This window comes from Micropepsis pineolensis, assembly GCF_055392125.1.
This window is the reverse complement of sequence record NZ_AP042408.1, coordinates 273,071-297,486: the sequence shown is the minus strand read 5'-3', so window position 1 is coordinate 297,486 and position 24,416 is coordinate 273,071. Positions and strand designations below refer to the sequence as shown.

Sequence of the window (24,416 nt, the reverse complement as noted above, 5' to 3'; positions counted from 1 at the left end):
CGTCATTAATTAAGAAAAATCATAGGTTCATGCCGTATTTCCTGGCTAATCCCATGTCGCGTCACTGTCTAATGTGAAGCGGATAAATCAAAATAAGGAACCCAATGCATGTGCGATAAATGCAATGACCCCAGCCATGAGCATGGTCCGGTGATGACGGGGCGGCGTGAGCTGTTGCTGGCGGCTGGTGCGGGTTTGATGGCGGCACCGCTCATGGCCGGTTCTGCCGCTGCGGCCACGGGCGCTGGGGCGACGGTTGGCAACGGTCCCTATCCGGCAACCGCTTATGGCGTGACCAGTGCAAAGGGGAAGTTTAAGGCGATTCCGATCGAACGCCGTGGCCTTGGTCCCCATGACGTCTATTTCGAGGTGTTGTATTGCGGCGTCTGCCATTCGGATATCCATACAGCGCGGAACGAGTGGGCGGCGATGATGCCGACGGTGTATCCCAGTGTGCCGGGGCACGAGGTCATCGGTCGCGTGCTGGCTGTTGGCAAGGACGTCACCAAGTTCAAGGTTGGTGATATCGGTGGGGTTGGCTGCATGGTCGATTCCTGTGGCACATGCGATAATTGCCTCGATGATCGCGAGCAGAATTGCGTTAAGGGTGCAACTTTCACCTACAATTCGCCGGATCTGATTTCCGGCGGCCATACCTATGGCGGCTATTCCGACCGCATGGTGGTCAAGGAACATTATGTGATCCGTATTCCGCCAGGCGTTGATCTGGCAGCGACCGCACCATTGCTATGTGCCGGTGTCACCACCTTCTCGCCGATGCAGCATTGGAAGCTTGAACGTCACCAGCGCGTCGGTGTCATTGGTATGGGCGGGTTGGGTCATATTGCGGTGAAGCTGGCGGTAGCACGTCAGGCTGACGTCACGGTCTTCACGACGTCGCCGGGCAAGCTTGCCGATGCCAAGCGTCTGGGCGCCAAGGAGGCTGTACTGTGGAGTGATACGGCGGCAATGAAGCGTCTGGCGGGCCAGTTCGATCTGCTGATTTCGACCGTGCCACAAGCCTACGAAATGCTGCCGTTTATCGAGGTGCTGAAGCTGGATGCAACCTACGTCAACGTTGGTGCAATGGAGCAGCTTCAGGGTATCAATGGCATGATGCTGGCCTTCGGGCGCTACAGTATTGCCGGCTCGGTGATTGGCGGTATCGCGGAAACGCAGGAAGTGATCGATTACTGCGCAGCGCGCAATATTAAGGCCGATATCGAACTGATCCGCCCAGATCAGATCGACGAAGCCTATTCCCGCGTCATGAACAAGTCTGTGCGCTATCGTTTTGTTATCGATATGACCAATAAGCACGCGGCTTAAAGATTGTAATCTGGTCCGCGTATCCTTGGGTGCGCGGACCAGACGCGTTTAATATAAAGATATAGAAATAATAAATCAGGTATTCGCATGAAAAAGTATAATAACGTATTTATGGTACGGTTTTCTGCGGCAGTAACCTTTCTGTCATATATAATGCTTTCTGGCGCTGCGTCAGCCCCCGCATCGGAAACCACGGCACCTGCCTCTGAAATCGAAATAATTCATAACGGTTCCCAGGCCTCGAGTTATGGCGGGCCGGAGTATTTTTCTGGCCGTGTACGTATAGATTCCTTGTTTCGCGGTAAAGGTCCGTCACATGTTTTGGGTGCGACCGTAACGTTTGAACCCTGCGCCCGTACAGCATGGCACAGCCACTCTTCCGGCCAAACCCTCATTGTTACGCAAGGTACTGGTTTGGTGCAGATGTGGGGTGGACCGGTTCAGCAGATCCACGCCGGAGATATTGTCTGGATCCCGGCCGGGGTAAAACACTGGCACGGGGCAACGCCCACGACGGCAATGTCGCATATTGCAATCGTTGAAGATACGGATGGTAAATCAACCACCTGGATGGAAAAGGTTAGTGACGGGCTGTGTCAGCCGCCGCACACTGATGCCAGATAAATTTTGTAAGGAAGATTTATATGCGTCCCAGAATTATTTGCCATATGATCAGCTCGATTGATGGGCGTTTGCTGGTGGACCGGTGGAGCCCATCGGCCACACCCGGTTATGATACCGATAGCCAGGTCAACATGTATTATAAGGCCGCTGCGAAACTGAAGAATAATGGCTGGATCATTGGGCGCGAAACGATGGAGCGGCATTTTGCAAAGTCGGTATCGCGTCCGGCGAAATCTGTCGAACCGGTGCCGCGCAAGGCGTTTGTTGGTAATCGCGCCGACCGAAATTTAGCGATTGTTTTCGACAGCAAAGGCAGGCTGCATTACGCAAGTGACACCATTGATGGTGATCATCTGGTTGTGGTGTTGGGAACGACGATTTCTGACAACTATCTCGCGGAACTGCGACAACAGGGAACTTCCTACGTATTTGCCGGGCCGGATGGGCGTGACCTGCCGCGCGCCATAGATACGCTGGGGCGTGTTTTTAAGGTGGAAAGCCTTTTGCTGGAAGGTGGTGGTATCATCAATGGTGCTTTCCTGAAGGCAGGGCTGATTGATGAAATCAGTTTGCTGATCTACCCGGGTATTGATGGTCTGGCGGGAATGCCGAGCATTTTTGAATATATCGGTAAGGACACCGATGCCCCGGCTGCTGGGCAGTCTCTGGTACACAAGGCAACTAAAACATTGCTCGGTGGCGTGGTCTGGTTGCGTTATGATGTGAGACCCACGCCTGCAACAGTTTGAGGGGGGCTGCATGTTCTTGCAGCCCCAGGTCAATGCTATCCAAAATGAACTGCCGGGCGGTCGGGGGCGCTGCGAAACGCTGCGGCAATGGCTTCACGCAACGGCTTGGGCTTTAAATCATCGTCATAAGGGCAAGGTCGCTTGGGCTGGCCATCGGCACGCGGGCTGTAATTGCGCAGCCAGGAATAGCTATCGACCAACCCCCACGCCATGACATAGCGGGTCTGTGGATAGCTTAAGATCAGATCCAGATAGCCCTGCGTGTAATCGGCCACCGCCTTATCGCGCGTCACGACATCGCCGGGGGCCAGCTTATCTTCCACATCCAGCTCTGTCACGATCAGGCCAATGCCCATTGCGGTGACGGCATCCAGAAAACCGCACCAGGCTTTTTCATTGGGGCGCAGGAAGCCACCGCTACCCTCGGTGCCGGTACCGATATGGCTTTGAATACCCAGTGCATCAATCGGGATGTTTTTTTTGCGCATATACTCAAGCACACGCAGCACCCCGGCATAATGTTTCTCGTTACCATCCGTCCAGGTCATATAATCATTATAGACCAGCTCGGCATGCGGGGCGGCTTCCCGGGTGGCGGCAAAGGCAATGTCGAACAGATTATCCCCCAGCGCCCGGCTGAAGCCAGTATCGCGTAAGCGCCCAGTGGCCGGATCAATGGTTTCGTTGATAACATCGTATGAGAATATCCGGGTGCCATAGCGGCCGCACACCTTACCGATATGCTGGCGCAGTACCCGCTCGGCCTCGGTCGCCGGATGGGGGCCGAAATCGTAAGCCTTCTCCCACTCCTGCATCCATTTGGGAAAGTTCCACAGCAGGGTATGGCCGCGTACAGCCAGATGGCTCTGGGCGGCATAGGCCATCAATCGATCGGCGCGTTCAAAGTCGAAGCTGTTGGCATCGGGTCGCACCGCATACCATTTCAGCTCGTTCTCCGGTACCAGCAGGCCGCATTCCGCTGCTGCCAGCGCCCGCACGTCGGCGGATTCAAACGAATTGGCGTGGCTGCCTTCCAGCGGGCTGGCATGCGGACCTGTCTTGGTACCAAGGCAGGTGCCAAAGCCCATACCTTTAGCGCGGGCCAGTTGGTGCAGCGAGGGCCCGCTAAAGAAGGTGCGTTGGGTGCGCTGAGACTGGGCTTTTATTGGGAGCGCTCCCAATAAAGTGCTGCCGCCAGCGGCCGCCATCAGCGTACGTCGTGTTATGGAATGCAAGATGATCCTCCCGGATGGGTCTGGCCTTATCGGTGGCCGTTATGGAGAAGGATAAATCGGAACCCCGCGCTTGCAAACAAAAATGTAAAGGGGTGGGGCACGGGGGGTATGTGCCACAATCTATGATTGCGGGCATAAAAAAGCCCCCACTGCGGTGGCGGTGGGGGCTGTGACATCTTCTAAGGCCCAGGCTTTACAGAATTCCGGGCAGCTTCAGGCCCTTTTCTCGGGCGCAATCAATCGCACTGTCATAACCGGCATCGGCATGGCGCATCACACCGGTAGCCGGATCGTTCCACAACACCCGGCCAATGCGGCGGGCGGCGTCTTCTGTGCCGTCGGCGCAGATCACCATGCCGGCATGCTGCGAAAAGCCCATGCCGACGCCACCGCCATGATGCAGTGACACCCAGGTCGCCCCCGATGCGGTGTTCAGAAGCGCATTGAGCAAAGGCCAGTCGGATACCGCATCCGAGCCATCGCGCATGGCTTCGGTTTCGCGGTTAGGCGAGGCGACCGAACCACTGTCGAGATGATCGCGGCCGATGACGATGGGGGCTGAAACCTCGCCCCTGGCGACCATCTCGTTGAAGGCCAGACCCAGCCGGTGGCGATCGCCTAAGCCCACCCAACAAATGCGGGCAGGCAGACCCTGAAACGCAATACGCTCGCGCGCCATGTCGAGCCAGTGGTGCAGATGGGTATCGTTCGGTAACAGCTCTTTGACCTTGGCATCGGTCTTGTAGATATCCTCCGGGTCCCCCGACAGCGCGACCCAGCGGAACGGCCCGATGCCACGGCAGAATTGCGGGCGGATATAGGCGGGGACGAAGCCGGGAAAATCGAAGGCGTTCTTGAGGCCTTCGTCAAAGGCACGCTGGCGGATGTTGTTGCCATAATCGAAGGTCGGCACCCCGGCATGATGCAGGGCCAGCATGGCTTCGACATGATCACGCATGGATGCGCGCGCCGCTGCGTCCACTTCCTTCGGATGGGTTTCCTGTTTGGCGCGCCACTCGGCCACGCTCCAGCCCTTGGGCAGATAGCCATGCACCGGATCATGGGCGCTGGTCTGATCGGTGAGCAGATCTGGGCGTACACCACGGCGGACCAGCTCGGGCAGAATTTCGGCCGCGTTGCCAATCAACGCGATGGATTTGGCCTCGCCTGCCTTGGTCCACTGTTCGATCCTGGCGAGGGCTTCGTCGATGCTGTGGGTCTTTTCGTCGACATAGCGGGTGCGCAGGCGAAAATCGACGCGGGTTTCATCACATTCAATGGCAAGGCAGCTGGCCCCGGCCATCACCGCGGCCAGTGCCTGCGCGCCGCCCATACCGCCAAGGCCTGCGGTCAGAATCCAGCGGTTCTTTAAACTGCCGTTATAATGCTGGCGCCCAGCCTCGACAAAGGTTTCATAGGTGCCCTGCACGATGCCCTGGGTGCCGATATAGATCCAGCTGCCCGCCGTCATCTGGCCGTACATCATCAGGCCTTTGCGGTCCAATTCGTTGAAATGGTCCCAGTTGGCCCAGTGCGGCACCAGATTGGAATTGGCAATCAGTACACGCGGTGCATCTTTATGGGTCTTGAACACGCCAACCGGCTTGCCCGACTGCACCAGCAGGGTTTCGTCGTCTTCAAGATTTTTCAAAGAGTCGACGATGATGTCGAAATCGCGCCAGCTGCGTGCGGCCCGGCCAATGCCGCCATAGACCACCAGCTCGTGCGGGCGTTCAGCCACCTCCGGCGACAGATTGTTCATCAGCATACGAAGTGGCGCTTCGGTCTGCCAGCTTTTGGCATTCAGTGTCGTGCCGGTCGGTGGCGTAATGGTGCGGCTGTTATAGCGTGGATCGGTCATAAGGATTTTTCCGGTTTATGGGCGAGCGTGTGGGCTCTGGCGATCAGATTTTCCAGAATGTGGCGCAGCAAGGGCCGTAAGCGCGCGGCTTTTTCATCGCCAAAAAAGAAAGGTTCGGCCTCGGTGACAAGATAGAGTGCCTGCGTCATTTCCATCTGAAGGGCGTGGACATGATGTTCCGGCTGGCCATAGTGGCGTGTGGTCCAGCCACCTTTGAAGCGGCCGTTGGTAACAAAGCTGAAGCTGCTGCGCTGGCAAAGATCAGCGACCGCATCGCTGATACGTTTGTCACAGCTGTGGCCGCTGTTGGTTCCGATATTGAGATCCGGCAATCGCCCCTCGAACAGATAGGGAATGCGTGAGCGGATCGAATGGCAGTCATACAAAATCGCAACGCCATGAATGGCTTTGACCCGTGCTATCTCGGCGGCAAGCGCAGCGTGATAGGGCGTGTGAATTGCCGCCAGCCGTCGGACAATTTCCGCCGCATCCGGCTCTTTGCCGGTTTGCCAGATAGGCTGACCATCGAAATCGGTCAGCGGCACCAGATCGGTGGTGTTCTGCCCCGGATAGAGGCTGTTCTGGGCCGGATCGCGGTTAAGATCGATGCAATAGCGGTGATAGGTTGCCTGCACCACAGATGCCTCGGGCACCAGACCGGCATAAAGCCGCGCGATATGCCAGTCGGTATCGCGCAGGCGCACCCCTTCGGCGTTCAGGGTGGCGGCAATGTCATCGGGCACAAAGGTGCCGACATGCGGCATGGCCAGAATCAGTGGGCAGCTTCCCCGGGTGACAAGGACGGGCTCCATCACACCAATCCCGGAAAAATCGCCGGATCCATGCTGGCGATCAGCGCGCCGCTTTCGATCAGCTCGCCTGCGGCCTGAAGGTCGGGGGCCAGAATACGGTCGTCGGTCAGGGTATCGATCCGCCCACGGATCACAGCCAGCGCCTTTTGTAAGGCGGGCGATGTTTTCAGAGGCGTGCGCATTTCAATGCCCTGTGCGGCCATCATCGCCTCAACCCCCAAAATCCAGAACAGGTTCTGCGTCATCGGCGTCAGGCGGCGTGCGCCGTGGCAGGCCATCGAGACATGGTCTTCCTGATTGGCGCTGGTCGGTGTGGAATCAATCGATGCCGGGTGGGCCAGATGCTTGTTCTCGCTCATCAGGGCGGCGGTGGTGACCTCGGCGATCATCATGCCGGAATTGAGGCCGGGCTTGGGCGTCAGAAAGCCGGGCAGACCAAAACTCAACGCTGGATCAACCAGCGTGGCAATGCGGCGCTGGGAAATCGCCCCGATCTCGGCCACCGCCAGTGCGATCTGGTCGGCGGCAAAGGCCACCGGTTCGGCGTGGAAATTGCCACCCGAAACCACATCACCATTCGACAGCACCAGCGGATTGTCGGTGGCGGCATTGGCTTCGATCTGAAGCGTGTGCGCGGCCATGCGCAACTGATCAAGGCACGCCCCGCCAACCTGCGGCTGGCAACGGATGCAATAAGGGTCCTGCACCCGTTTGTCGGATACCACGTGACTGGCGCGGATTTCGGAATCTTCCAGCATCAGGCGCAGCGCACGCGCCCAGTCGATCTGGCCCTGATGACCGCGCAGGGTGTGAATTTCTTCGGCCAGTGGCGCGGTGCTGCCCATGGCGGCATCGGTGGACAGCGCGCCGGTTACCATGGCGGCACAGGCGGCGCGGGCCGCACGGAACAGGCCGCTTAAGGCCAGCGCGGTCGAGGTTTGCGTGCCGTTGATCAGGGCCAGACCTTCTTTGGCGGTCAGGGCAACGGGGGCAAGTCCTGCGGCCTTCAGTGCGTCGGCACCCGTCATCCGCACGCCGTTATAAAAGGCTTCGCCCTCGCCCATCATCACCGCAGTCATGTGCGCCAGCGGGGCAAGGTCGCCCGAGGCACCGACGGAACCCTTTTCGGGGATGACCGGCAGAACGGCCTTTTCCAGCATGGCTTCGATCTGGTGAATGATAATCGGGCGCACGCCGGACGCGCCGCGACCCAGCGACATCAGTTTCAGCGTCATGATCAGGCGCACGACATTGGGCGGTAGCGGTTCGCCAACACCGCAGCAATGCGACAGGATCAGATTGCGCTGCAACTGTGCGACATCCTGCGGCGCAATGCGGATCGAGGCCAGTTTGCCAAAGCCCGTGTTCACACCATAAACGGCGGCATCACCGGCGGCCACTTCGGCAATGCGTGCGGCGGCCCTTTCAACCGCGGCAAGGCTTGCCGTGGCGAGCTTGGCGGGCGTGTCGTCGAAATAGATGCTTTGCAGCGTGTTCAAATCGACGGCGCCGGGGATCAGCGTAAAGGTCATGCTTTGGATCTTTCTATAGTTTGGCCGCGATGGATGCGGCGCCACAGCGGATTGAAACCCATGCCATAGACGAGTTCCTCTGCCGTGGCGGCGTCCCAGATGGCCAGATCGGCGGACGTGCCGACCGTCAAACTTCCGGTTTCCTGCGTTATACCCAGCGCCGCTGCGGCATGGCTGGTGACCGCTTGCAGGCATTCATTGGCGGTTAAATCAAACAGCGTTGCGGCCAAATTCATCGCCAGCAAGAGCGAGCACAAAGGCGATGTGCCGGGATTGCAATCGGTCGCAATGGCAATTTTGGCCCCGGCGGCGCGTAAGCTTGCCACCGGCGGTTTTTGGGTTTCGCGTAAGGCATAAAATGCCCCCGGCAATAACACGGCTACGGTTCCTGCCTTTGCCAGTGCGGCGGCATCGTCCGCTGACAACCATTCCAGATGATCGGCTGATAAAGCATGATACTGCGCCGCCAGTCTGGCACCAGCGCCTTGCGTCATCTGCTCGGCATGCAGCTTGACCGGCAGGCCCAAGCTATGGGCCAAATCAAACAGGCGGCGAATTTCGTCTGGAGTAAAGGCGATGGTTTCGCAAAACGCATCGACCGCATCGACCAGCCCTTGTTTATGGGCCTGTACCAGACCGGGCAGCACCACATCGTTCATATAGGCTTCGCGGCGGTCGCGGTAGGTGGCGGGTATGGCGTGGGCGGCCAGATAACTGGTGCGCACCCGCACCGGCCGTACGCGTTCCAGCCGCCGGGCCGCACGTAACATGGTCAGTTCGCCCACCAGCGATAGTCCGTAGCCGGATTTAATTTCCAGTGTGCCGACACCTTCGGCAAGCAAGGCGTCAATCCGTTTCAAACTGACGGCGAGCAGGGCATCTTCGTCCAGTGCGCTGGTGGCGGCAACCGTGGCGGCGATGCCCCCACCGGCTTTGGCGATGTCGATATACGTGCCGCCGGTCTGACGGATGGCAAATTCTCCGGCGCGATTACCCCCATACAGAATGTGGCTGTGGCAGTCGATCAGTGCCGGGGTCATCAGCCTGCCTTCGCAATCGGTGCGCTGCACCGCGTCCAGTGCCGGGGCATCCTGAGCCGGGCCAGCATAGACAATGCGCCCGTCCGTCGCGGCCACTAGCCCATTGGTCACCACGGTGTCAGTATCGGGTGCGGTATGGGCCGCGCCCCACAGGCGGGCGTTGTACCAGATCTGATCCATTATATGTGGTGCCGTCATCGGTTGAGCTTTGCAGGCAGGATGGTTTAAGTATATACATATAACGATGGCGCTCAGGCGTCAATTCATCCACAGGGGTATCCCGGCCCGTTAGGAAATTTGTCATGACCGCCGATCCTAAAACGATTTTCGCCAGCTGGGCCCTGACCGATACGGGCTGGCAGCCCAACCTGCGCATTCATATGACCGGTGGCATCATCACGGCCCTGACCACGGCGGCGCAAGCCCAAGGCGGTGATATGGTTGCCCATGCCCTGCTGCCCGGCCTTAGCAACGTGCACAGCCATGCCTTTCAGCGTGGTATGGCGGGGCTGGCTGAGCGGCGCGGGCACCCGGTTGACAGTTTCTGGACATGGCGCGAGGTGATGTATCGTTTTGCCCATACCCTGTCGCCCGATCAGATGCGCACGATTGCGGCGCAAGTCTATGTTGAGATGCTGGAAGCAGGTTTTACCCGCATTGGTGAATTCCACTATCTGCACCATGATCGTGATGGCGCGCCCTATGCCGACCGCGGGGAAATGGCCGGGCAGATCGCCGCGGCAGCCGATCAGGCCGGGATCAATCTGACTTTGTTGCCGGTTTTCTATGCCCACAGTGACTTTGGTGCCGTCCCGCCTAGCCCCGGTCAGCGCCGTTTTATAAACGATCTCGATGGTTTTCACCGGCTGATGGAGCGTGCCCGCGCTCATCTGGCGGATCATGTCGGCTGGAGGCTGGGTGTAGCACCGCATTCCCTGCGCGCGGTCAGTGCAGCAGAGTTAACCGCGCTTTGCGCCGCCTATTCAAAGGGGCCGTTTCATATCCATGCCGCCGAACAATTGCGCGAGGTCGAAGATTGTAAGGCCTTTTACGGTGCCCGCCCGATCGAGTGGCTGCTGCATAATGCGCCGGTCGATGTGCGCTGGTGCCTGATCCACGCTACCCATGTGACCGAAGCGGAAACCCGCGCCTTAGCCGCCCGTGGTGCCGTGGCGGGGCTGTGCCCGATTACGGAATGCAATCTGGGTGACGGGATTTTTCCCACCGCAGCGTATCTGGCCGCGGGTGGCCGTTTTGGCATTGGCAGTGACAGTACTATTCAGATTTCTGCCGCGGCCGAGCTGCGCACACTGGAATATCTGCAACGCGTCCATCTGAAACAACGCGCTGTGTTGGCCGCGGATAATGGTTCGACTGGCCGGGCCTTGTTTGATGCCGCCTATGCCGGTGGGGTACTGGCACTGGATGACCCGGGGCTGGGGTTGGCCGTGGGTGCCCCGGCGGATATGGTGGCACTGGATGATGCGCTCGGATTACCGGCGGCGGGGGATACCATCCTCGACCGCTGGATCTTTACCGACAGCATGCGGGTGCGCGATGTCTGGGTGGCCGGGCAGCAGGTGGTGCAGGCCGGTTGTCATATCGGGCGCGAAGCCATCGCGGCAGACTTTGCCCGCACCGTGCGTGCGGTCATGGATGCGCCCTAGAGCGGCGGGCGTTCATCTGCGCTTCGCCCGGCGGCGTGAACTGGGCGACCAGCTGATGCTTGTCGCCGGGATAATTCAGCCGGACAAAGGTGACCGGCACACCGTTCAGCTCGGTATAGCGGCTGACCACCAGACAGGCGGTGCCGCGTTTTATCCCCAGACGCGCCGCCAGCCTGGCCGTGGCCCCGACGGCAGTGATCTGATGGCGCGCGGTGCTCCACGGCACTTGTTTCAGCAGCCATCCACCCGGTGGAACTTCGGTAAAATCGGCGGTCCTGGCGGCGGTCACGGCGCGCGGGTTGATCAGCCGTTCCTCGACGCAAAAAGGCTGCCCATCGGCATAATGCAGACAATCCAGTGCCAATATGGTGCGTGGCACAGCACTCGCTTTCAGCCCGAGCAACTCGCGTTCCTCAGTGCTGGCTTTGCGCAAAGCCCGTGCGATCAGCCGGTAACTATAATCGCGCCCCAGTGTGGTGATTTCACGTTCAATATCGGTGATTTCCAGCACGGCGGACTGGATCACCGGCACACGCACCACGGTGCCAAGCTTACGTTTACGCTCCAGAAAACCCGATTCGGTCAGCTGGGTTAGTACCTTGTTAACCGTCATGCGCGAGCAGCCATACTGTTGCGCCATATCGGTTTCAAACGGAATGCGGTGGCCCGGTGGCCAGGTACCTTTGAGGATTTTACCTTGCACATCCCGCAAAATTGTATCGTGCAGGGAGGCGGGTTTAGCGCGGGATGTTTTGGCTGCTGCCATAACGTTCAGGTGCCGTTCAGATAGCCACCGCTATTTGTTATCCCGCTTCGATGGGATGCGCAACCAAGGCGCGTTTCTGCCGGGGCGAGGTTACGGTACAGCGCCCCCTGCGCTATTGACCCTATAGCGGGCTTTCCGCTTTAATAGCAGAGGTTGCCGCCTTCTGTGGGTGATGCAGCCGGTGAAACGATGACAAGGATGATGTCTATGCGCAAGGCAAAAGCGAATTTGGTGGTCAAGGTGCTGGCAATGGCCGGTGCAGTGCTGCTGCTCAACGCTTGCCACACGATTGCCGGGGCGGGCGAGGATATCTCGCATGTCGGCAAGAGCATCGAGCGGACTGCGAAGTAATCTGCACATCCCGATGGTTTGCCACGCTGATCCCGTGGCCTGATAAATCAAGCGCCTTGCAGGGTCAGTCCCTGCAAGGCGTTTTGATTTTGATACGCCGCTTTAAGATTTAAAACGCAACGCAGCGTAAATGTTGCGACCCTGCTCCGGGAAGCCATAGGTCAGGGCATAATTGACATCGAACAGATTCTTGGCACTGACCGAAAGATCGAGTTTATCAGTCAGGGCATAATCCGCCTGCAGATTGAACAATGTATAGGACCCCATCTTGAAATAAGACGTCCCCGCCGTGTTGGTGGACCAGCGGTTGCTGGCGGTCTGGATGTTGGGGGTCAGCGACAGCGACGGCAGCAACTGCCAGGTGACAAAGGCGAACAGCTGGCTGTTGGGCATACCGGTCAGATGATAGCCGGTGGTCAGTGCCGGATTGTCTTCGCTCTGCGCATCCATGCTGCGGTCGGTGTAACTATAGCGCACACCGGCCGTCAGCCCATCGGTAATGATCGTATCGGCAGACACTTCAAAGCCGACATAATCGCCATTGCCGACATTCTGGGTTTGCGTTGTGCTGGTCAGAACCCCGGCTGCCCCGCCCGATCCGGTGCAATTTGATTTTTTTGTTGATGTTGTATCGCAGAAATTAATCGATACCGATTCCAGCGCGCGATTGACCTTGCTGTAGAAGACCGCGGCATCGATTTTGGTGCCTTCAAACAGGTTCCAATGCCCGCCGATTTCATAATTGATCGCCCGTTCGGCGTTGAGATCCGGGTTTGATAAGGTTGTGTTGAACTTAGTGCTGTAACGATCAAATAAGGTCGGAAAACGTGTGCGGTCAGAAATGCTGGCATGCACATTGCCGATGGTGCCAAAATCATAGATCAGCTGGCCCTGCAGATTGATGGCATCATCGTCCGCTCTGGGATAGGTCAAGAACCCTGAGCTGTAATCATGTGCTTCAAGCAGGTGGCGGTAATCATAGCTGGCACCGAGCAGGAAATCGAGATTATCGCTTAACCGCAGGCGGTTTTCGGCAGCAATCGAGTGGGTATCCTCGACACTAACCTGCTTGGGTTCGGTCAGGGCTGGCTTGTAGGTGGTCTGCCATTCGGTATGGCTATCGCGGCGGTAAAAATAGCTGAGTTTCAGGCTGTCGCGTGTGCCGAAATCGTAATCCCCCTCGATATTGCCGCCATAGGCATAGTCCGAATAATAACTGCGGAAGGATTTACCTAAGGTCTGTGTTGAGAAGGTCGCATCGTCAAAGGCATAAAGCCCGTTGCGGAACACGCTGTAAAAGGCGCGGGTTTTGATGTGGGCAGATTCGTTAAGTGCGGTATTCGACAGAAAATAAATGTTCTGCACATCCCAGTTAGGCCAGGTCCAGTTTTTCTGCGAACTGACGGCATCCACGGTTGAATAGGGGGCTTCTTTGCGGCCCCATTGCCCGGTGTAGCTGATCGAGTATTCGTCGGTCGCGTTCGGAGTCCAGCCCGCTTTGAGATTCAGGCTGTAATTGCGGGTGGCTGTGTGGTTGCGCTTGCCGCCATCTTCGTTGGCGGTCGGAACAAAATCCTCCGATAGGTCAGTATGGTCGTATTTGGTAATGCTGGCCCCGGCCTGCAGATAAAAATTCTTCTGCTTCGTTCCAATCCGGGTGGTGCCGGTAAAGCCGTCATAGCCCTCGGTTCCGAACGCCGACCCCGCTGACGCTTCATACTCCAGGGCTTCGGATGGTTTGCGCGTTACCATATTGATCGCGCCACCAATAGCGCCGGGGCCGCTTAAAATCGAGACATAGCCCTTTTCAACCTGAATTTCAGCCAAATCACCTGTGTTGAAAAAACTGATATCCAGACGGTTATCGGCAGGCAGATAAATGCGGATGCCATCGACATAAAGCGGTGACTGGAAGCGGTCAAACCCCCGGATGAAAAACAGCTTTTCATTGCGGGTGCCGCCGGTGGTCGATGTCGAAACCCCGGGCACCAGCTCCAGCGCCTTGTCCAGCGTGGTGGCGCCATATTGATATAGCTGATCTTTGTCGACGGTGGTTTCGCCGATGGCCGTGTCACCGCGCGTGCCGGTGACCGTAACTTGCTCAATACGGCCCAGACCAAAAACATCGCCACTGATATCTGTGGTGTCGGCGGCAAAGGCCGCTGTGGCCATCAGCGGCAATACCGAAACAGAACACCATAAAAGGCCATATTTCATAACCAAATCCCCTCACAAGGCGGCGCGTCTGCCGCACATCCCTAATGTCTTTTTTATAAGACAAAGACTTTTTTAGAAGACGTTACGGGTTGTCGCGCCTGACGCCTGTGGGTGGGGTTAAAGCGGCTTTGGTGAAGGGTGATGTATAAATACCATTATGTGTGCATGGCTATTGGGCAGCATGTCCCAATGACGTGTTAAAACATAGGCAGTATGTTTAATGCGACATTCCGGGTATGCCAAAACCGATAAAGGCTGCGATACCGGCGACCAGCAGGCAAACGCCTGCGGTGGCGCACAGCCGTCGCCAAATCCCTTTAGCCCGATCCGTTTTGATAATGCCCCAAACATGCGCCCCGGTAATGGCTCCGTTGGCCAGATGATACACCATAGCAGTCAGGCCGAGCAGAAACAGCAGTGACAGGATGGCTCCAAAGGCGGGGAATAATTGCGTGGTGGCATAACCGGTCGGGGAACCGGCACTTTGATGGGGAACCCTGTGCCAGCCCCATTGATGCAGCGTACCCAGATGCAGCGTGACAAAAATCAGCACCGCGATGGCGCTTGCCCGTTGCAGGAAAAAACGCAAGGTGCTGCCACGGTTGCAACCGCCACTGTTATAACGCAAGCCTTCCTGCGATAACAGGTGCAGACCACTGCCGATCTGAACCACCAGCGGCAGGAAAACCAGAAACAGTGTGATATAGGGTAGTTGCGTGATAACGCTGTGAATCTCACCGGATGCACTGATAAACGCCGGTGGGTGCAGCGCGGTGGCGTTGACTGCCAGATGCACGATCAGGAACAAACCGAAGAAAACGGCACTGACCGCATGAATGCGCCGTGGCAGGCGTAAGGATTTACAATTGCAGGCGGTCGTCTTTTTCGGGGCGGCGCTGGCATGGCCGCCGCAGCCGCATTTTTCTGTTTTGGTCGTGCCATGGTGCCCGCCACAACCGCATTGGTGTGATGGGGCCTTCTGGGCTTCGTGGTGACCACCGCAGCTGCAGTTGTGTCCGCTATCCGTCATGCTTGTCGCCTTTCCGCCAAGGCGGTTATGGCTGCCAGGGCGCTATCAACATCATTGGTCGTTGAACTTGCCCCCAGGCTGAGGCGCAAGCTGCCACATGTCAGGGTTCCTTGCATGCGATGTGCCAGTGGCGCGCAATGCAAACCGGCCCGGGTGGCAATGGCATAGCGCTCTTCCAGAAGCGTGGCGGCCGTTTCGCAATCATAACCATCGATGTTGCACGCAACCACGCCTGCCCGCGCTGCGTTGATGGCGGGGCCGTAAAGCTGCAGCGCAGGGATCTGCTGTAAACCTGCAATCAGTCGTCGCAGCAGCGCCTGCTCCTGACGGTAAATCGTTTCAACCCCGATGGACAACACATAGCGGATACCAGCCTCAAGTCCGGCCAGCCCCGAAACGTTCAGTGTACCGCTTTCATAGCGATCTGGCAGAATATCGGGTTGTGACGGGCTGGCGGATGCGCTGCCGGTGCCGCCTTCGATCAGCGTGTCGAGCATCAGGCCGGGGCGAATATAGAGCCCGCCGACACCTTGCGGACCAAGCAAGCCTTTATGACCGGCAAAGGCCATGAGATCGATCGCCATGGCCGGGGCTGCAATCGGTACACTGCCTGCGGTCTGTGCTGCGTCGACCAGTAACAGGGCGCCATGGTCATGGGCCACGGCAGCCATGGCGGCAATGTCGTTCAACTGGCCGTTAACATTGGAGGCATGGGTCAGTACGATCAGTTTTGTGGCGGGTGAAATCGCCTCAGCCGCCTTATCGGCACTGATACTGCCATCGGGGGATGGTGCCACCATGGTCAAATGCACGCCCTGGGCTTGCAGTTTTTTTAAGGGTCGCCAGACCGCATTATGCTCAAGGCCGGAAAACACCACATGGTCGCCGGGTTTCAGTACCCCTTTGAGGGCCAGATTCAGTGCGGCGGTTGCCCCGGCGGTAAAAACGATCCGCAGCGGATCGGGTATGGCAAACAATTCAGCCACCGCTTCGCGGGCGCGATAGACATATTCGGCCCCCGCCATGGCAAGCCGGTGGCCGCTACGGCCGGGATTACCCGCCGTCTGCAGCGCTGTCGTTACGGCCGCAATTACGCCGGGTGGTTTGGGCCAGGATGTGGCGGCATGGTCAAGATAGATCATGCCGCGGGTGTCCCTGCTGCCGGGGCTTCGGCTTCGGTCAGAATGTCAATGTCTGCCGCCTGTGCCGCGGCTCGGATCTGACCGGCCAAATCCTCGCCCGCCTTCAGACAAAAGCCGCAGCCAGACAGATGTAAAGTCCGCGGGGTACGGATCATATCGACAAAATACCCCTGATCGAGCAAAACCCGGCGCAAGCGCTGTACCTGACTTAGCGAGGCAAAGGCGAACAGCCGCATGTTCCGGGTTCCTTGCTGGCTTCAGGCTACGGTAACGGTGGAAAATAAAATCTCGTCCGACAGGCTTAAGACCTCGTCCGCACCGGCATAAAGCCGGTCATGCAGCTGGATGCTGACGCTGTGGCCATCGCTGGTTTCCAGTTTCAGCAACCATTCGGACATGGCCCGTGAATGGTCCTCGAACGCCATGCTTTGGCGCAGGCTGCTGCATCCGGTGGTCCCTTCGATGCCCTGTGCGAAAAAGTGGCCGCCATGCACCGTGGCAAAGCGGGCTTGTCCCCGGCTGATACCAAGCTCGCGTAAGGCGCGGGCCCCGGCACGCAAACCCAGCGTCAGGCCGACATTCATCGTATCCCAGTGTAACAGACGGGATGTCACCCCCATGTCGTGACGGGCGCACCAATGCAGCGGCGCATCAGCCATTGGAAAGCTGTCATAGCGCGGAATATAGATTTTGATATCCAGCACAGATGTACCATTGAAGGCATCAAGGCCCCGTACGGTCAGGCGGTTTTTATCCCGGCCAACGAATTCGACAATGCAGGACCCGGTGCCGGACGGCCGCGCCGGGGTGCGGGTGGTGTAGATGCCCTTACAGCTCGGCTCACCCGACATCGGCATAGTCAGCACCTGTTCGTCGGTGTTCGACAGTCCCATGGCTTTTTGCCATTCGAGCCGACGATGCTGATAATACAGCACGTGAATATGCGAGAAATGTTCAATGCCGATCAGCGCATCGGTCAGCTCGGGGCGAAACTCGATCACGCTTTCGCTGTCATAATCGGTCGGCTGGGTGAAATCGTTGAAATCGGAAACCACCACACCCACCGGGGTAATGGTAACCGGGTCCTGCCAGGAACGGGCTGCAACAGACATGATAACTCCTAAGGCTGTGAAGGTTTGACTGCCTGGGCGAGAAGCTTGTTCAGCTCGGCATCGCTCAAAGCTTTGTGGTAAAATAACTGATAGAATTTGCGGGTTTCTTCCTTGAGATCGAAGGCAAACTGTTTGGGATAAAACAGATGGGCCATCCAGCGGATGCCGATGATGCGGTTGGCCGATGGTGGCCGGTCGATCCAGTTGAAGGGATATTGCGGGGCCTCATAGACATCGCGGTTTTTTACCGCCTTGACCTGTGCCCATAAGGGCTGATGCCAGATGTCCTGATAAAATGTGCCGGGTGACGACATATGGTCATAGCCGGCGATAATAATATCGGGGTTCCAGTTCAGCACCTGTTCGAGCGAGACGGCCGTCTGGCCATAGCCTTTTTGCTCCGGTACCGCGGCGACATTGACGCCACCGGCAAAGATAATGGATTCGGAATGGGCCGATGTGCCCGGATCGGTGCTCAAGCCGGTCGGTCCTTCAGCATAATAAATCCGTTTGCGTTGGCTGAGTGGAATCTTGCGCACCTTGTTTTCGACATCCTGCAAGGCGTGCTGGCAGTAATCGGCCAGCACTTTGGCACGGGCTTCGCGGCCGAGTAATTTACCCAGCGCGCGATACACATCGGGCAGCTGGCGCAAGCCCCAGCCACCGATATAGACCGGAATTTTTGTCTGGGCCTGAACTTGTTCGGCGGTGGCGGTGGCCATCGGATCGCCCAGCGAGATCATCAGGTCGGGATGGCTTTTGAGGATTTCTTCCAGATTGCCGGTGTTACTTTTGCCAAACCAGCCCCCCAGCACCGGCAGATCGCGATAAGGCGACACCAGCAGAGCATACTCGCCGGCTTCCGGTTTATAGTTCCAGCCAGCCATCAGGTCGGGGGCCAGGGTGTAGAGCACCACCTGGCAGACCGGGCTCATGCAATAGACTTTGTGGACATGCTGCGGCACGTCCAGTTTGCGCCCGACCATATCGGTTATCGGGCGGGTTGGGGCTGCATGGGGGGCTGCATCGCTTTGCGGGGCTATGGCCAGCACCAAAAATGACAGCGTACAGATGAATGTTAAAAGACCGGCATAACGCTTCATTTTATTCCCCTACCCGATGACCGGGGCGCAGATGCGGATCCCGTCATTGACAATCACGCGCACTTTCACGCCATAGGCTTGGTGCAGTTTCTCTGCCGTCATGACGTCTTCAGGCACCCCAAGGCCAATCAGTTGTCCCTGATGCAGCAACGCCACTTTGCTGGCGCTGGAAAAAGCATGGTCGGGCTGGTGGGTGGTGATGATCAGGCCGTAACCGGCCTGGGTCAGCGCCCGCACCTTGTGCAGCAGATGGAGTTGGTTGCCGAAATCGAGATTGGCGGCGGGCTCATCCATCATCAGCAGTGGGGTTTCCTGTGCAATCGCCCGGGCAATCAGCACCAATTGGCGCTCGCCGCCACTGATCTCGGTGTAGCGTGCCCCGGCCAGATGCCCGACGCCCATGGTGGCCAGCGCCGCTTTGGCAATCGCCTCGTCCTTACGCCCCGGCGTAGCGAACAGACCGATATGGGCGCTGCGGGCGGTCAGCACCACGTCCAGCACAGTAAAGGCAAAGGGCGGGGTGTGTGCCTGCGGCACATAAGCGATTTTGCTGGCCAGTTTCTGTGCGGGCCAGTCGGTAATATCTTCACCATCCATAGATATGGTGCCGCCCATGCGTGGCAAAAGGCCGAGCACCGTCTTGAACAAAGTGGTCTTACCCGATCCATTGGGACCAAGCAGATAGAGGGCCTCGCCACTGCCAACCTTGAGCGAAACATCGCGCACCACGCTGCGCCTGCCATAGCCACAGGTGAGATGGTCAAGTTCCAGTCTCATGACCAGCCACCCCGGCCCGTGCGGGTCATCAGATAGAGAAAGAACGGCGCACCGATCAGCGCGGTGACGATGCCCAGTGGAATTTCGGTGGCATAAAGGCTGCGAGCCAGATCGTCGACCAGCAGAAGATACCCCGCCCCCAGCAGCATCGAAGCCGGGAGCAGGATTTTGTAATTGGGCCCGACTATCATGCGGGCCAGATGCGGAATAACCAGCCCGACCCAGCCGATTACCCCGGCCACCGCCACCGCCGATGCCGCCAGCAAGGTGGCGCAGGCGATGACAATGGCACGCAATTTTGTGGTGTTGACGCCCAGTGCACGGGCTTCTTCTTCGCCAAAAGCCATGACGTTAAGCCGCCAGCGCAGTAGCAGCAGCGGGATCAGGCCAAGGATCATCGGAATGCCTGACAGGATCGCATCGCGCGGGGTGATGGCGGCAAGGCTGCCCATCAGCCAGAAGGTAATCGCCGGTAATTTGCTGTAAGGGTCGGCAACATATTTGACCATTGAGACCAGCGCCATGAACAGCGCACCGACAATGATGCCGACCAGCACCAGCGTCAGTATGGGGTCACTTTTGTGCGCCAAAAGGCTCGCCAGCCCCCACACGATCAGCACTGCAATCAAACCAAAGGCAAAGGCGGCCAGTTGAACGCCGATAATGCCACAGCCAAATAAGATCGCTGCCGATGCTCCGAACCCGGCACCGGCGGTGGCACCCAGAATGTCGGGCGATACCATCGGATTGCGGAACAGGCCCTGATAGGACGCCCCCGCCACTGACAGAGCGGCGCCGATCAGAATTCCGGCGGCGATGCGTGGCAGGCGTACCTGCATCAGCACCAGCCCGGCAATGCCGCCATGATCGGGCGCGAACAGCACGTCGTACCAGGTGTGCAGCGGCACGCTGTAGCGGCCGAGCGACAGCGACAACGCTAAAATCACCAGCAACAAAAGCGATAACCCGAAAAGCGGCAGCGCTTTGCGCTCTGCTGCAATACGAACCATGCTCTGTCCGATAGCGCTCATGCAGCGGCAGCCTTACGCCGGCTGATCGTCACCATGCGGGCCCCCGTGCCGAACAACTGGTGCTTGCCGCCCTGACCTATCGTACGCCAGACGGTTGCCGGATCCTCGATGACCAGCCCGGCCAGCGTGTCGATGCCATAGTCGAACAATACCGGGGTCAGTGGCGTGCTCGGCCCGGCCAGGATGAAGCGGGCCCCGCGGGATAGTTCCATCAGCCGTGGCAGGGTTTTGTTGATCAGCGTGGTCGCCGTGGCGATGACGATATCTTGTTCGGGCAGGATCGCTTCACAGGCCGGATCGGGCATATCGCCGGACAGCGGCTGGCGCTCCAGAATGCTCAGGGTGCAAATCTCGCGCAGTTTTTCCAGCCCGGCGAAATGGCCGATCACTGCCACCTTGCGGCCACGCATTTCCGGCACAAGGTAATCGAAAATATTTTCGGTCGGCAGGCTGCGGTGATCCGTGGCGAAGGCTTTCGTCACCGTCGCCGGGCTGTTGAAGCCGGCATTGATCGCCGCCAGTCCTAATGCCGCTTCGGCGAAGTTCCACGAACGCGAAAGGCGGGCCAGATCGCTCAGTTTGGCAAAACCGGCTGTGGCATCGGTGTAATGGCCTGCATCCGGCAGGGCATTCGGTCCTTCGCCCGGCGTCATTGCCAGCCCGACACCGCTTTGCCCGCGCACCGCAAACCAATGCAGGCCGCACAGCACATCCTGCAGCGCTTCATCTGGCAAGGCCGCCGTCAAAGCGTCATAGATCGACCAGAAAGCAGACACGTAAAACACCCCTCGGTAATCCGTGGGTGTAAATTTAACACTCCTTATGTCGCTTGAAGCTTACAATTCGCCGGTGTGGGAACCCGCGCCCTGCGGCCATAGCGCGCAAAGCGGTCGCATCGACACTGGGGCCGCATCATCCATGGGCTTTTTGTGTCGCACGTGGCTTAACTTTTAGGCAGTGTCAGTTGCCGCTCAGGCTTAAGTGCAGCACCGGGGCGGCGTTGGCGGTTGCCGTTGCGCCGCTGGTGGCCTGATATTTTTTATTGCCGCGCAAGGTTTGGCCAGAAGCCTGAGCCAGCTTTTCGATCATCGCCTGATTACCTGCCACTTTGGTATTGCTGCCCTTGGCGGCGGCCAGTTCGATCAGTTTCTGGGCCCCGGCAATATCACCCGCCATGGCACGTGACAGGGCATAATTGTTCAGCACGGTGCTGTCATTGGGCTTCAGCTGCAAAGCATGTTCATAAACCAGCCGGGCTTTGGCCGTCTCGCCGTTCTGGTCATAGGCCACGCCTAGCGCTGAATAGAGCGTCCAGTCCTTCGGGCTGATCAGCGCCGCGCGGCTTAAAAAAGCCACCGCTTCACGGCCCCGGCCCTGTGCGGTCAGCACCTTGCCATATTCACCCAAAGCTACGCCGTCATCGGGGTTGATCAGCACCAGCTGGCTTAAGATGCGGCCTGCTTCCGCCGGATGGCCCTGCTGGCGCAAGGCGCGCGCCCGGCTGAGATCGTCGGCCATCATGGTCTCAGGGGGTTCGGCTTTGCTGGTCCAGCTCACCGGAATAATGGCGCCTGCAACATCAACAACGGCATGGCCCACCGTGCTGCAGCCCGCCAGTAATGGCAGGGTGAAAATCAGCGCCGCGGTAGCGGCCCGTGTGGCTGTGCGGCGCATGATCAAAAATCCCCCATGGCACGATGAACGGCCCAATAGTACATGCCTAAGGTTACCGATTTGCTGCGGACCGATCAATGATCGCCTTCGGTGATCACTTCGGCCTTGGCGGCATGCATCCAGGTTTGCATCGCCGCCAGCGCCAGCACCCGCACGCCATAGGCCGCGACGGCCGGCGGCAGGCTGACGCCATAGGTGTGAAAACGCGACACCACCGGGGCATACATCATGTCGGCAATCGAGTAGTCGCCAAACAGAAACGGGCCGCCATGCCGGGCCAGCACATCACCCCACGACGCCAGAATATGGGCAATCTCGGCCTCGGTTTCGGGGCGGAGCGGGGGCGTCGGCAGCCGTCGGGCAAAGTCCATCGACAGCTGATCGCGTACGTTCATAAAGCCCGAATGCATTTCGGCAGCAAAGGACCGGGCCATTGCGCGGCGGGCCGGGTCCTGCGGCCACAGATGGGCGCCGGGGAAACGCTCGGCCAGGGTTTCGCAAATCGCCAGACTGTCCCACACCGTGTAATGCTGGCCGTTTTCCTCGATCACCAAAGCGGGCACCTTGCCCGAAGGCGAATGTTTGACAATCCGCTCATGGGAGTCGGGTCGGTGCAGCGGGATCACCACCTCGGTGAAGGGTGCGCCGGTTGCCCGCATGGCGAGATAGGCGCGCAAGCTCCAGCTTGAGAGGTTCTTGTTGCCCAAAATCAGTGTGTAACTCATGGCGCCGTTCCCCCAGCTTCAAGCCCGTTAAAATGCGACGGCCTCGGCGGCACTGTTGCATGGCACGGGCACTAATTCCATAAAGGCAAACGTATTTCTGGTAAAGGACAACCCATGCTTGATGGCTTCACAAAAAAGGGCGGCAAGGCAGTTGCCTTGTATGCGGTAACGGGCGCAACGCTGGCCGGGGTGATCAAGGCGCTGCCGGCAAAACAGGCCGCCTTCGTTCAGGCGGCGGGTTTTCGTGCCGCACAGGAAAGCCTGCTGCTGGTTCCGGACGAGACCGGTAAGCTGGGCGCGGCGCTGTTGGGGCTGGGCTCGGGCGGTGATCCGCTGGCGCTGGCCGCCTTTGCCGAAAAGCTGCCCGCAGGCACCTATCGCTATGCCATGCTGCCCGAAGGCACCGATCCCGCGCTGGCGGCGCTGGGCTGGGCGCTGGGGCTGTACCGCTACAAGCTGAGCGGCGCCAAAGCGGCCCGTCAGGTCCAGGCCGCTGCGCCTAAGCTGATCTGGCCCGAGGATGTCGATGCCGCCCGGATCGAGGCGCTGGCCGGTGCCGTGTTCCTGGCCCGGGATCTGATTAATACTCCGGCCAATCTGATGGGCCCGGCCGAGCTGGCCGATGCCGCCCGTAAAATCGCCAAGGTCCATGGCGCCAAATACAGCCAGATCGTTGGCGAAGCGCTGGTCAAAGCCAATTATCCGCTGATCTATGCGGTGGGGCAGGGCTCGGAACGCGCCCCCCGGTTAATCGATCTGCGCTGGGGCCGCACGGGTGCGCCGAAGCTGACACTGGTCGGCAAGGGGGTGTGCTTTGATACCGGCGGTTACGATCTGAAGCCGTCGTCGGGCATGCTGACGATGAAAAAGGATATGGGCGGGGCGGCGGTTGCACTGGCGCTGGCCGATCTGATCATGACCTGCGGGCTTGATGTGCAGTTGCGTCTGTTGATTGGTGCGGTGGAAAACTCGGTCTCTGGCGCGGCCTATCGCCCGTCCGACGTCTTTACCAGCCGCAAAGGGCTGACGGTCGAGATCGGCAATACCGATGCTGAAGGTCGGCTGGTGCTGGCCGATCTGCTTACTGAAGCCGACAGCGACGCGCCCGATCTGTTGCTGGATGTGGCGACCCTGACCGGGGCGGCCCGCATTGCCACCGGCATGGAAGTGCCACCCTTCTTTACCGATGACGAACAGCTGGCGGCCGAACTGATGGCGGCGGCGGGGTTAAGCTTTGATCCTTTGTGGCGGTTACCACTGTGGCGGGGCTATGAATCGGCACTCGACAGCAAGGTCGCCGATCTGACCAATGCGCCCCATTACGGCTATGCCGGGGCGATCACCGCCGCGCTGTTCCTCAACCGCTTTGTCGAAAAGGCTGCCTGTTGGGCGCATTTCGATATTGCAGGCTGGAACGACCGGCCCAAGCCCGGCCGCCGGTTGGGCGGCGAAGCCACGGCGCTACGGGCCTTGTTTACCATGCTGGAAGGCCGTTACGCGGCGGCTAAACCCAAAGCGCGCAAAGCCCGTCGCCCAAAAGCGTAAAATAAAACCGGATCGTTCTGTAAAATCGAACGATCCGGACAGAATAATCCATTAGATTACTCATTGGCTTTCGGGCATGGCTTCCCGCGCATTA

At 58.8% G+C, this 24,416-nt stretch carries 23 protein-coding genes; 6 read left to right on the top strand and 17 right to left on the bottom strand.

Annotated features, from left to right (window positions below):
- Positions 1 to 108: 108 nt before the first annotated feature.
- From ACZ5RI_RS01305 to ACZ5RI_RS01295, 3 genes are all read left to right on the top strand, one after another.
- Positions 109 to 1,329 carry an NAD(P)-dependent alcohol dehydrogenase gene (locus ACZ5RI_RS01305; RefSeq protein WP_464514312.1) on the top strand — a complete coding sequence of 407 codons (1,221 nt, stop codon included), beginning with the start codon at positions 109 to 111 and terminating at the stop codon, positions 1,327 to 1,329.
- Positions 1,330 to 1,482: 153 nt separating this feature from the next.
- Positions 1,483 to 1,953, top strand: a complete 471-nt coding sequence (locus tag ACZ5RI_RS01300) for a (R)-mandelonitrile lyase (RefSeq protein ID WP_464514311.1) — start codon at positions 1,483 to 1,485, stop codon at positions 1,951 to 1,953.
- Between the two features lie 20 nt (positions 1,954 to 1,973).
- Positions 1,974 to 2,702: a dihydrofolate reductase family protein gene (locus ACZ5RI_RS01295; RefSeq protein WP_464514310.1), complete on the top strand. Its 729-nt coding sequence runs from the start codon at positions 1,974 to 1,976 to the stop codon at positions 2,700 to 2,702.
- A gap of 35 nt (positions 2,703 to 2,737) precedes the next feature.
- On the opposite strand, the gene ACZ5RI_RS01290 is transcribed toward ACZ5RI_RS01295, so the two are convergent.
- From ACZ5RI_RS01290 to hutI, 5 genes are all read right to left on the bottom strand, one after another.
- A complete protein-coding gene (locus tag ACZ5RI_RS01290) occupies positions 2,738 to 3,937 on the bottom strand; it encodes an endo-1,4-beta-xylanase (protein ID WP_464514309.1) in 1,200 nt (399 codons plus the stop codon).
- A gap of 193 nt (positions 3,938 to 4,130) precedes the next feature.
- The gene (gene hutU / locus ACZ5RI_RS01285; RefSeq protein ID WP_464514308.1) at positions 4,131 to 5,798 is read right to left on the bottom strand and encodes a urocanate hydratase; all 1,668 of its coding nucleotides are present in this window, start codon (positions 5,796 to 5,798) and stop codon (positions 4,131 to 4,133) included.
- Entirely contained in the window at positions 5,795 to 6,610 is an 816-nt protein-coding gene (gene hutG, locus ACZ5RI_RS01280; RefSeq protein ID WP_464514307.1) for an N-formylglutamate deformylase, read from the bottom strand. The genes hutU and hutG overlap by 4 nt, the downstream gene beginning before the upstream one ends.
- Positions 6,610 to 8,151: a histidine ammonia-lyase gene (gene hutH, locus ACZ5RI_RS01275; RefSeq protein ID WP_464515520.1), complete on the bottom strand. Its 1,542-nt coding sequence runs from the start codon at positions 8,149 to 8,151 to the stop codon at positions 6,610 to 6,612. The genes hutG and hutH overlap by 1 nt, the downstream gene beginning before the upstream one ends.
- Positions 8,139 to 9,380: an imidazolonepropionase gene (gene hutI / locus ACZ5RI_RS01270; RefSeq protein ID WP_464514306.1), complete on the bottom strand. Its 1,242-nt coding sequence runs from the start codon at positions 9,378 to 9,380 to the stop codon at positions 8,139 to 8,141. Before hutI ends, hutH begins: the two co-directional genes overlap by 13 nt.
- A 104-nt stretch (positions 9,381 to 9,484) precedes the next feature.
- Between hutI and ACZ5RI_RS01265 the strand changes: the two genes are divergently transcribed.
- Positions 9,485 to 10,849 carry a formimidoylglutamate deiminase gene (locus ACZ5RI_RS01265; RefSeq protein ID WP_464514305.1) on the top strand — a complete coding sequence of 455 codons (1,365 nt, stop codon included), beginning with the start codon at positions 9,485 to 9,487 and terminating at the stop codon, positions 10,847 to 10,849.
- Here the strand turns inward: ACZ5RI_RS01265 and ACZ5RI_RS01260 are convergent.
- Positions 10,833 to 11,552 carry a UTRA domain-containing protein gene (locus tag ACZ5RI_RS01260; RefSeq protein ID WP_464515519.1) on the bottom strand — a complete coding sequence of 240 codons (720 nt, stop codon included), beginning with the start codon at positions 11,550 to 11,552 and terminating at the stop codon, positions 10,833 to 10,835. The two genes, ACZ5RI_RS01265 and ACZ5RI_RS01260, sit on opposite strands and share 17 nt — an antisense overlap.
- A gap of 270 nt (positions 11,553 to 11,822) precedes the next feature.
- Here ACZ5RI_RS01260 and ACZ5RI_RS01255 point away from each other — a divergent pair, with 270 nt between their 5' ends.
- Positions 11,823 to 11,966, top strand: a complete 144-nt coding sequence (locus tag ACZ5RI_RS01255) for an entericidin A/B family lipoprotein (RefSeq protein ID WP_464514304.1) — start codon at positions 11,823 to 11,825, stop codon at positions 11,964 to 11,966.
- Positions 11,967 to 12,068: 102 nt separating this feature from the next.
- Here the strand turns inward: ACZ5RI_RS01255 and ACZ5RI_RS01250 are convergent, their stop codons facing one another.
- The 11 genes from ACZ5RI_RS01250 to ACZ5RI_RS01200 form a co-directional block, all read right to left on the bottom strand.
- Positions 12,069 to 14,183, bottom strand: a complete 2,115-nt coding sequence (locus tag ACZ5RI_RS01250) for a TonB-dependent receptor plug domain-containing protein (protein ID WP_464514303.1) — start codon at positions 14,181 to 14,183, stop codon at positions 12,069 to 12,071.
- A gap of 217 nt (positions 14,184 to 14,400) precedes the next feature.
- Positions 14,401 to 15,213 (bottom strand): succinate dehydrogenase/fumarate reductase transmembrane subunit, encoded by an 813-nt coding sequence (locus ACZ5RI_RS01245; protein WP_464514302.1) that lies wholly within the window; start codon positions 15,211 to 15,213, stop codon positions 14,401 to 14,403.
- A complete protein-coding gene (locus ACZ5RI_RS01240; protein WP_464514301.1) occupies positions 15,210 to 16,355 on the bottom strand; it encodes an aminotransferase class V-fold PLP-dependent enzyme in 1,146 nt (381 codons plus the stop codon). Before ACZ5RI_RS01240 ends, ACZ5RI_RS01245 begins: the two co-directional genes overlap by 4 nt.
- A complete protein-coding gene (locus ACZ5RI_RS01235) occupies positions 16,352 to 16,591 on the bottom strand; it encodes a putative Se/S carrier protein (protein WP_464514300.1) in 240 nt (79 codons plus the stop codon). Before ACZ5RI_RS01235 ends, ACZ5RI_RS01240 begins: the two co-directional genes overlap by 4 nt.
- A 21-nt stretch (positions 16,592 to 16,612) precedes the next feature.
- Positions 16,613 to 17,467, bottom strand: a complete 855-nt coding sequence (locus tag ACZ5RI_RS01230; RefSeq protein ID WP_464514299.1) for a TrmO family methyltransferase domain-containing protein — start codon at positions 17,465 to 17,467, stop codon at positions 16,613 to 16,615.
- An 8-nt stretch (positions 17,468 to 17,475) separates the two neighbouring features.
- Positions 17,476 to 18,570: an iron ABC transporter substrate-binding protein gene (locus ACZ5RI_RS01225; protein WP_464514298.1), complete on the bottom strand. Its 1,095-nt coding sequence runs from the start codon at positions 18,568 to 18,570 to the stop codon at positions 17,476 to 17,478.
- A 9-nt stretch (positions 18,571 to 18,579) separates the two neighbouring features.
- Positions 18,580 to 19,347 (bottom strand): ABC transporter ATP-binding protein, encoded by a 768-nt coding sequence (locus ACZ5RI_RS01220; RefSeq protein WP_464514297.1) that lies wholly within the window; start codon positions 19,345 to 19,347, stop codon positions 18,580 to 18,582.
- Positions 19,344 to 20,378 (bottom strand): FecCD family ABC transporter permease, encoded by a 1,035-nt coding sequence (locus tag ACZ5RI_RS01215; RefSeq protein ID WP_464514296.1) that lies wholly within the window; start codon positions 20,376 to 20,378, stop codon positions 19,344 to 19,346. Before ACZ5RI_RS01215 ends, ACZ5RI_RS01220 begins: the two co-directional genes overlap by 4 nt.
- Positions 20,375 to 21,154, bottom strand: coding sequence for a Rossmann-like domain-containing protein (locus ACZ5RI_RS01210; RefSeq protein ID WP_464514295.1), 780 nt, complete (start codon positions 21,152 to 21,154; stop codon positions 20,375 to 20,377). The genes ACZ5RI_RS01215 and ACZ5RI_RS01210 overlap by 4 nt, the downstream gene beginning before the upstream one ends.
- 184 nt (positions 21,155 to 21,338) lie before the next feature.
- A complete protein-coding gene (locus ACZ5RI_RS01205) occupies positions 21,339 to 22,052 on the bottom strand; it encodes a tetratricopeptide repeat protein (protein WP_464514294.1) in 714 nt (237 codons plus the stop codon).
- A gap of 74 nt (positions 22,053 to 22,126) precedes the next feature.
- Complete coding sequence (locus tag ACZ5RI_RS01200) at positions 22,127 to 22,777, bottom strand: glutathione S-transferase family protein (RefSeq protein WP_464514293.1); 651 nt, start codon at positions 22,775 to 22,777, stop codon at positions 22,127 to 22,129.
- A gap of 114 nt (positions 22,778 to 22,891) precedes the next feature.
- Between ACZ5RI_RS01200 and ACZ5RI_RS01195 the strand changes: the two genes are divergently transcribed.
- Positions 22,892 to 24,322: a leucyl aminopeptidase family protein gene (locus ACZ5RI_RS01195; RefSeq protein ID WP_464514292.1), complete on the top strand. Its 1,431-nt coding sequence runs from the start codon at positions 22,892 to 22,894 to the stop codon at positions 24,320 to 24,322.
- The last annotated feature ends 94 nt before the right edge of the window (positions 24,323 to 24,416 follow it).

What these genes read in the sequence shown, in the direction of transcription:
- ACZ5RI_RS01305 (WP_464514312.1), top strand. Translation starts at nt 109, where the DNA reads ATGTGCGATAAATGCAATGACCCCAGCCATGAGCATGGTCCGGTGATG.
- ACZ5RI_RS01300 (WP_464514311.1), top strand. Translation starts at nt 1,483, where the DNA reads ATGCTTTCTGGCGCTGCGTCAGCCCCCGCATCGGAAACCACGGCACCT.
- ACZ5RI_RS01295 (WP_464514310.1), top strand. Translation starts at nt 1,974, where the DNA reads ATGCGTCCCAGAATTATTTGCCATATGATCAGCTCGATTGATGGGCGT.
- hutU (WP_464514308.1), bottom strand. Translation starts at nt 5,798, where the DNA reads ATGACCGATCCACGCTATAACAGCCGCACCATTACGCCACCGACCGGC.
- hutG (WP_464514307.1), bottom strand. Translation starts at nt 6,610, where the DNA reads ATGGAGCCCGTCCTTGTCACCCGGGGAAGCTGCCCACTGATTCTGGCC.
- hutI (WP_464514306.1), bottom strand. Translation starts at nt 9,380, where the DNA reads ATGACGGCACCACATATAATGGATCAGATCTGGTACAACGCCCGCCTG.
- ACZ5RI_RS01265 (WP_464514305.1), top strand. Translation starts at nt 9,485, where the DNA reads ATGACCGCCGATCCTAAAACGATTTTCGCCAGCTGGGCCCTGACCGAT.
- ACZ5RI_RS01255 (WP_464514304.1), top strand. Translation starts at nt 11,823, where the DNA reads ATGCGCAAGGCAAAAGCGAATTTGGTGGTCAAGGTGCTGGCAATGGCC.
- ACZ5RI_RS01250 (WP_464514303.1), bottom strand. Translation starts at nt 14,183, where the DNA reads ATGAAATATGGCCTTTTATGGTGTTCTGTTTCGGTATTGCCGCTGATG.
- ACZ5RI_RS01245 (WP_464514302.1), bottom strand. Translation starts at nt 15,213, where the DNA reads ATGACGGATAGCGGACACAACTGCAGCTGCGGTGGTCACCACGAAGCC.
- ACZ5RI_RS01240 (WP_464514301.1), bottom strand. Translation starts at nt 16,355, where the DNA reads ATGATCTATCTTGACCATGCCGCCACATCCTGGCCCAAACCACCCGGC.
- ACZ5RI_RS01235 (WP_464514300.1), bottom strand. Translation starts at nt 16,591, where the DNA reads ATGCGGCTGTTCGCCTTTGCCTCGCTAAGTCAGGTACAGCGCTTGCGC.
- ACZ5RI_RS01230 (WP_464514299.1), bottom strand. Translation starts at nt 17,467, where the DNA reads ATGTCTGTTGCAGCCCGTTCCTGGCAGGACCCGGTTACCATTACCCCG.
- ACZ5RI_RS01225 (WP_464514298.1), bottom strand. Translation starts at nt 18,570, where the DNA reads ATGAAGCGTTATGCCGGTCTTTTAACATTCATCTGTACGCTGTCATTT.
- ACZ5RI_RS01220 (WP_464514297.1), bottom strand. Translation starts at nt 19,347, where the DNA reads ATGAGACTGGAACTTGACCATCTCACCTGTGGCTATGGCAGGCGCAGC.
- ACZ5RI_RS01215 (WP_464514296.1), bottom strand. Translation starts at nt 20,378, where the DNA reads ATGAGCGCTATCGGACAGAGCATGGTTCGTATTGCAGCAGAGCGCAAA.
- ACZ5RI_RS01205 (WP_464514294.1), bottom strand. Translation starts at nt 22,052, where the DNA reads ATGCGCCGCACAGCCACACGGGCCGCTACCGCGGCGCTGATTTTCACC.
- ACZ5RI_RS01200 (WP_464514293.1), bottom strand. Translation starts at nt 22,777, where the DNA reads ATGAGTTACACACTGATTTTGGGCAACAAGAACCTCTCAAGCTGGAGC.
- ACZ5RI_RS01195 (WP_464514292.1), top strand. Translation starts at nt 22,892, where the DNA reads ATGCTTGATGGCTTCACAAAAAAGGGCGGCAAGGCAGTTGCCTTGTAT.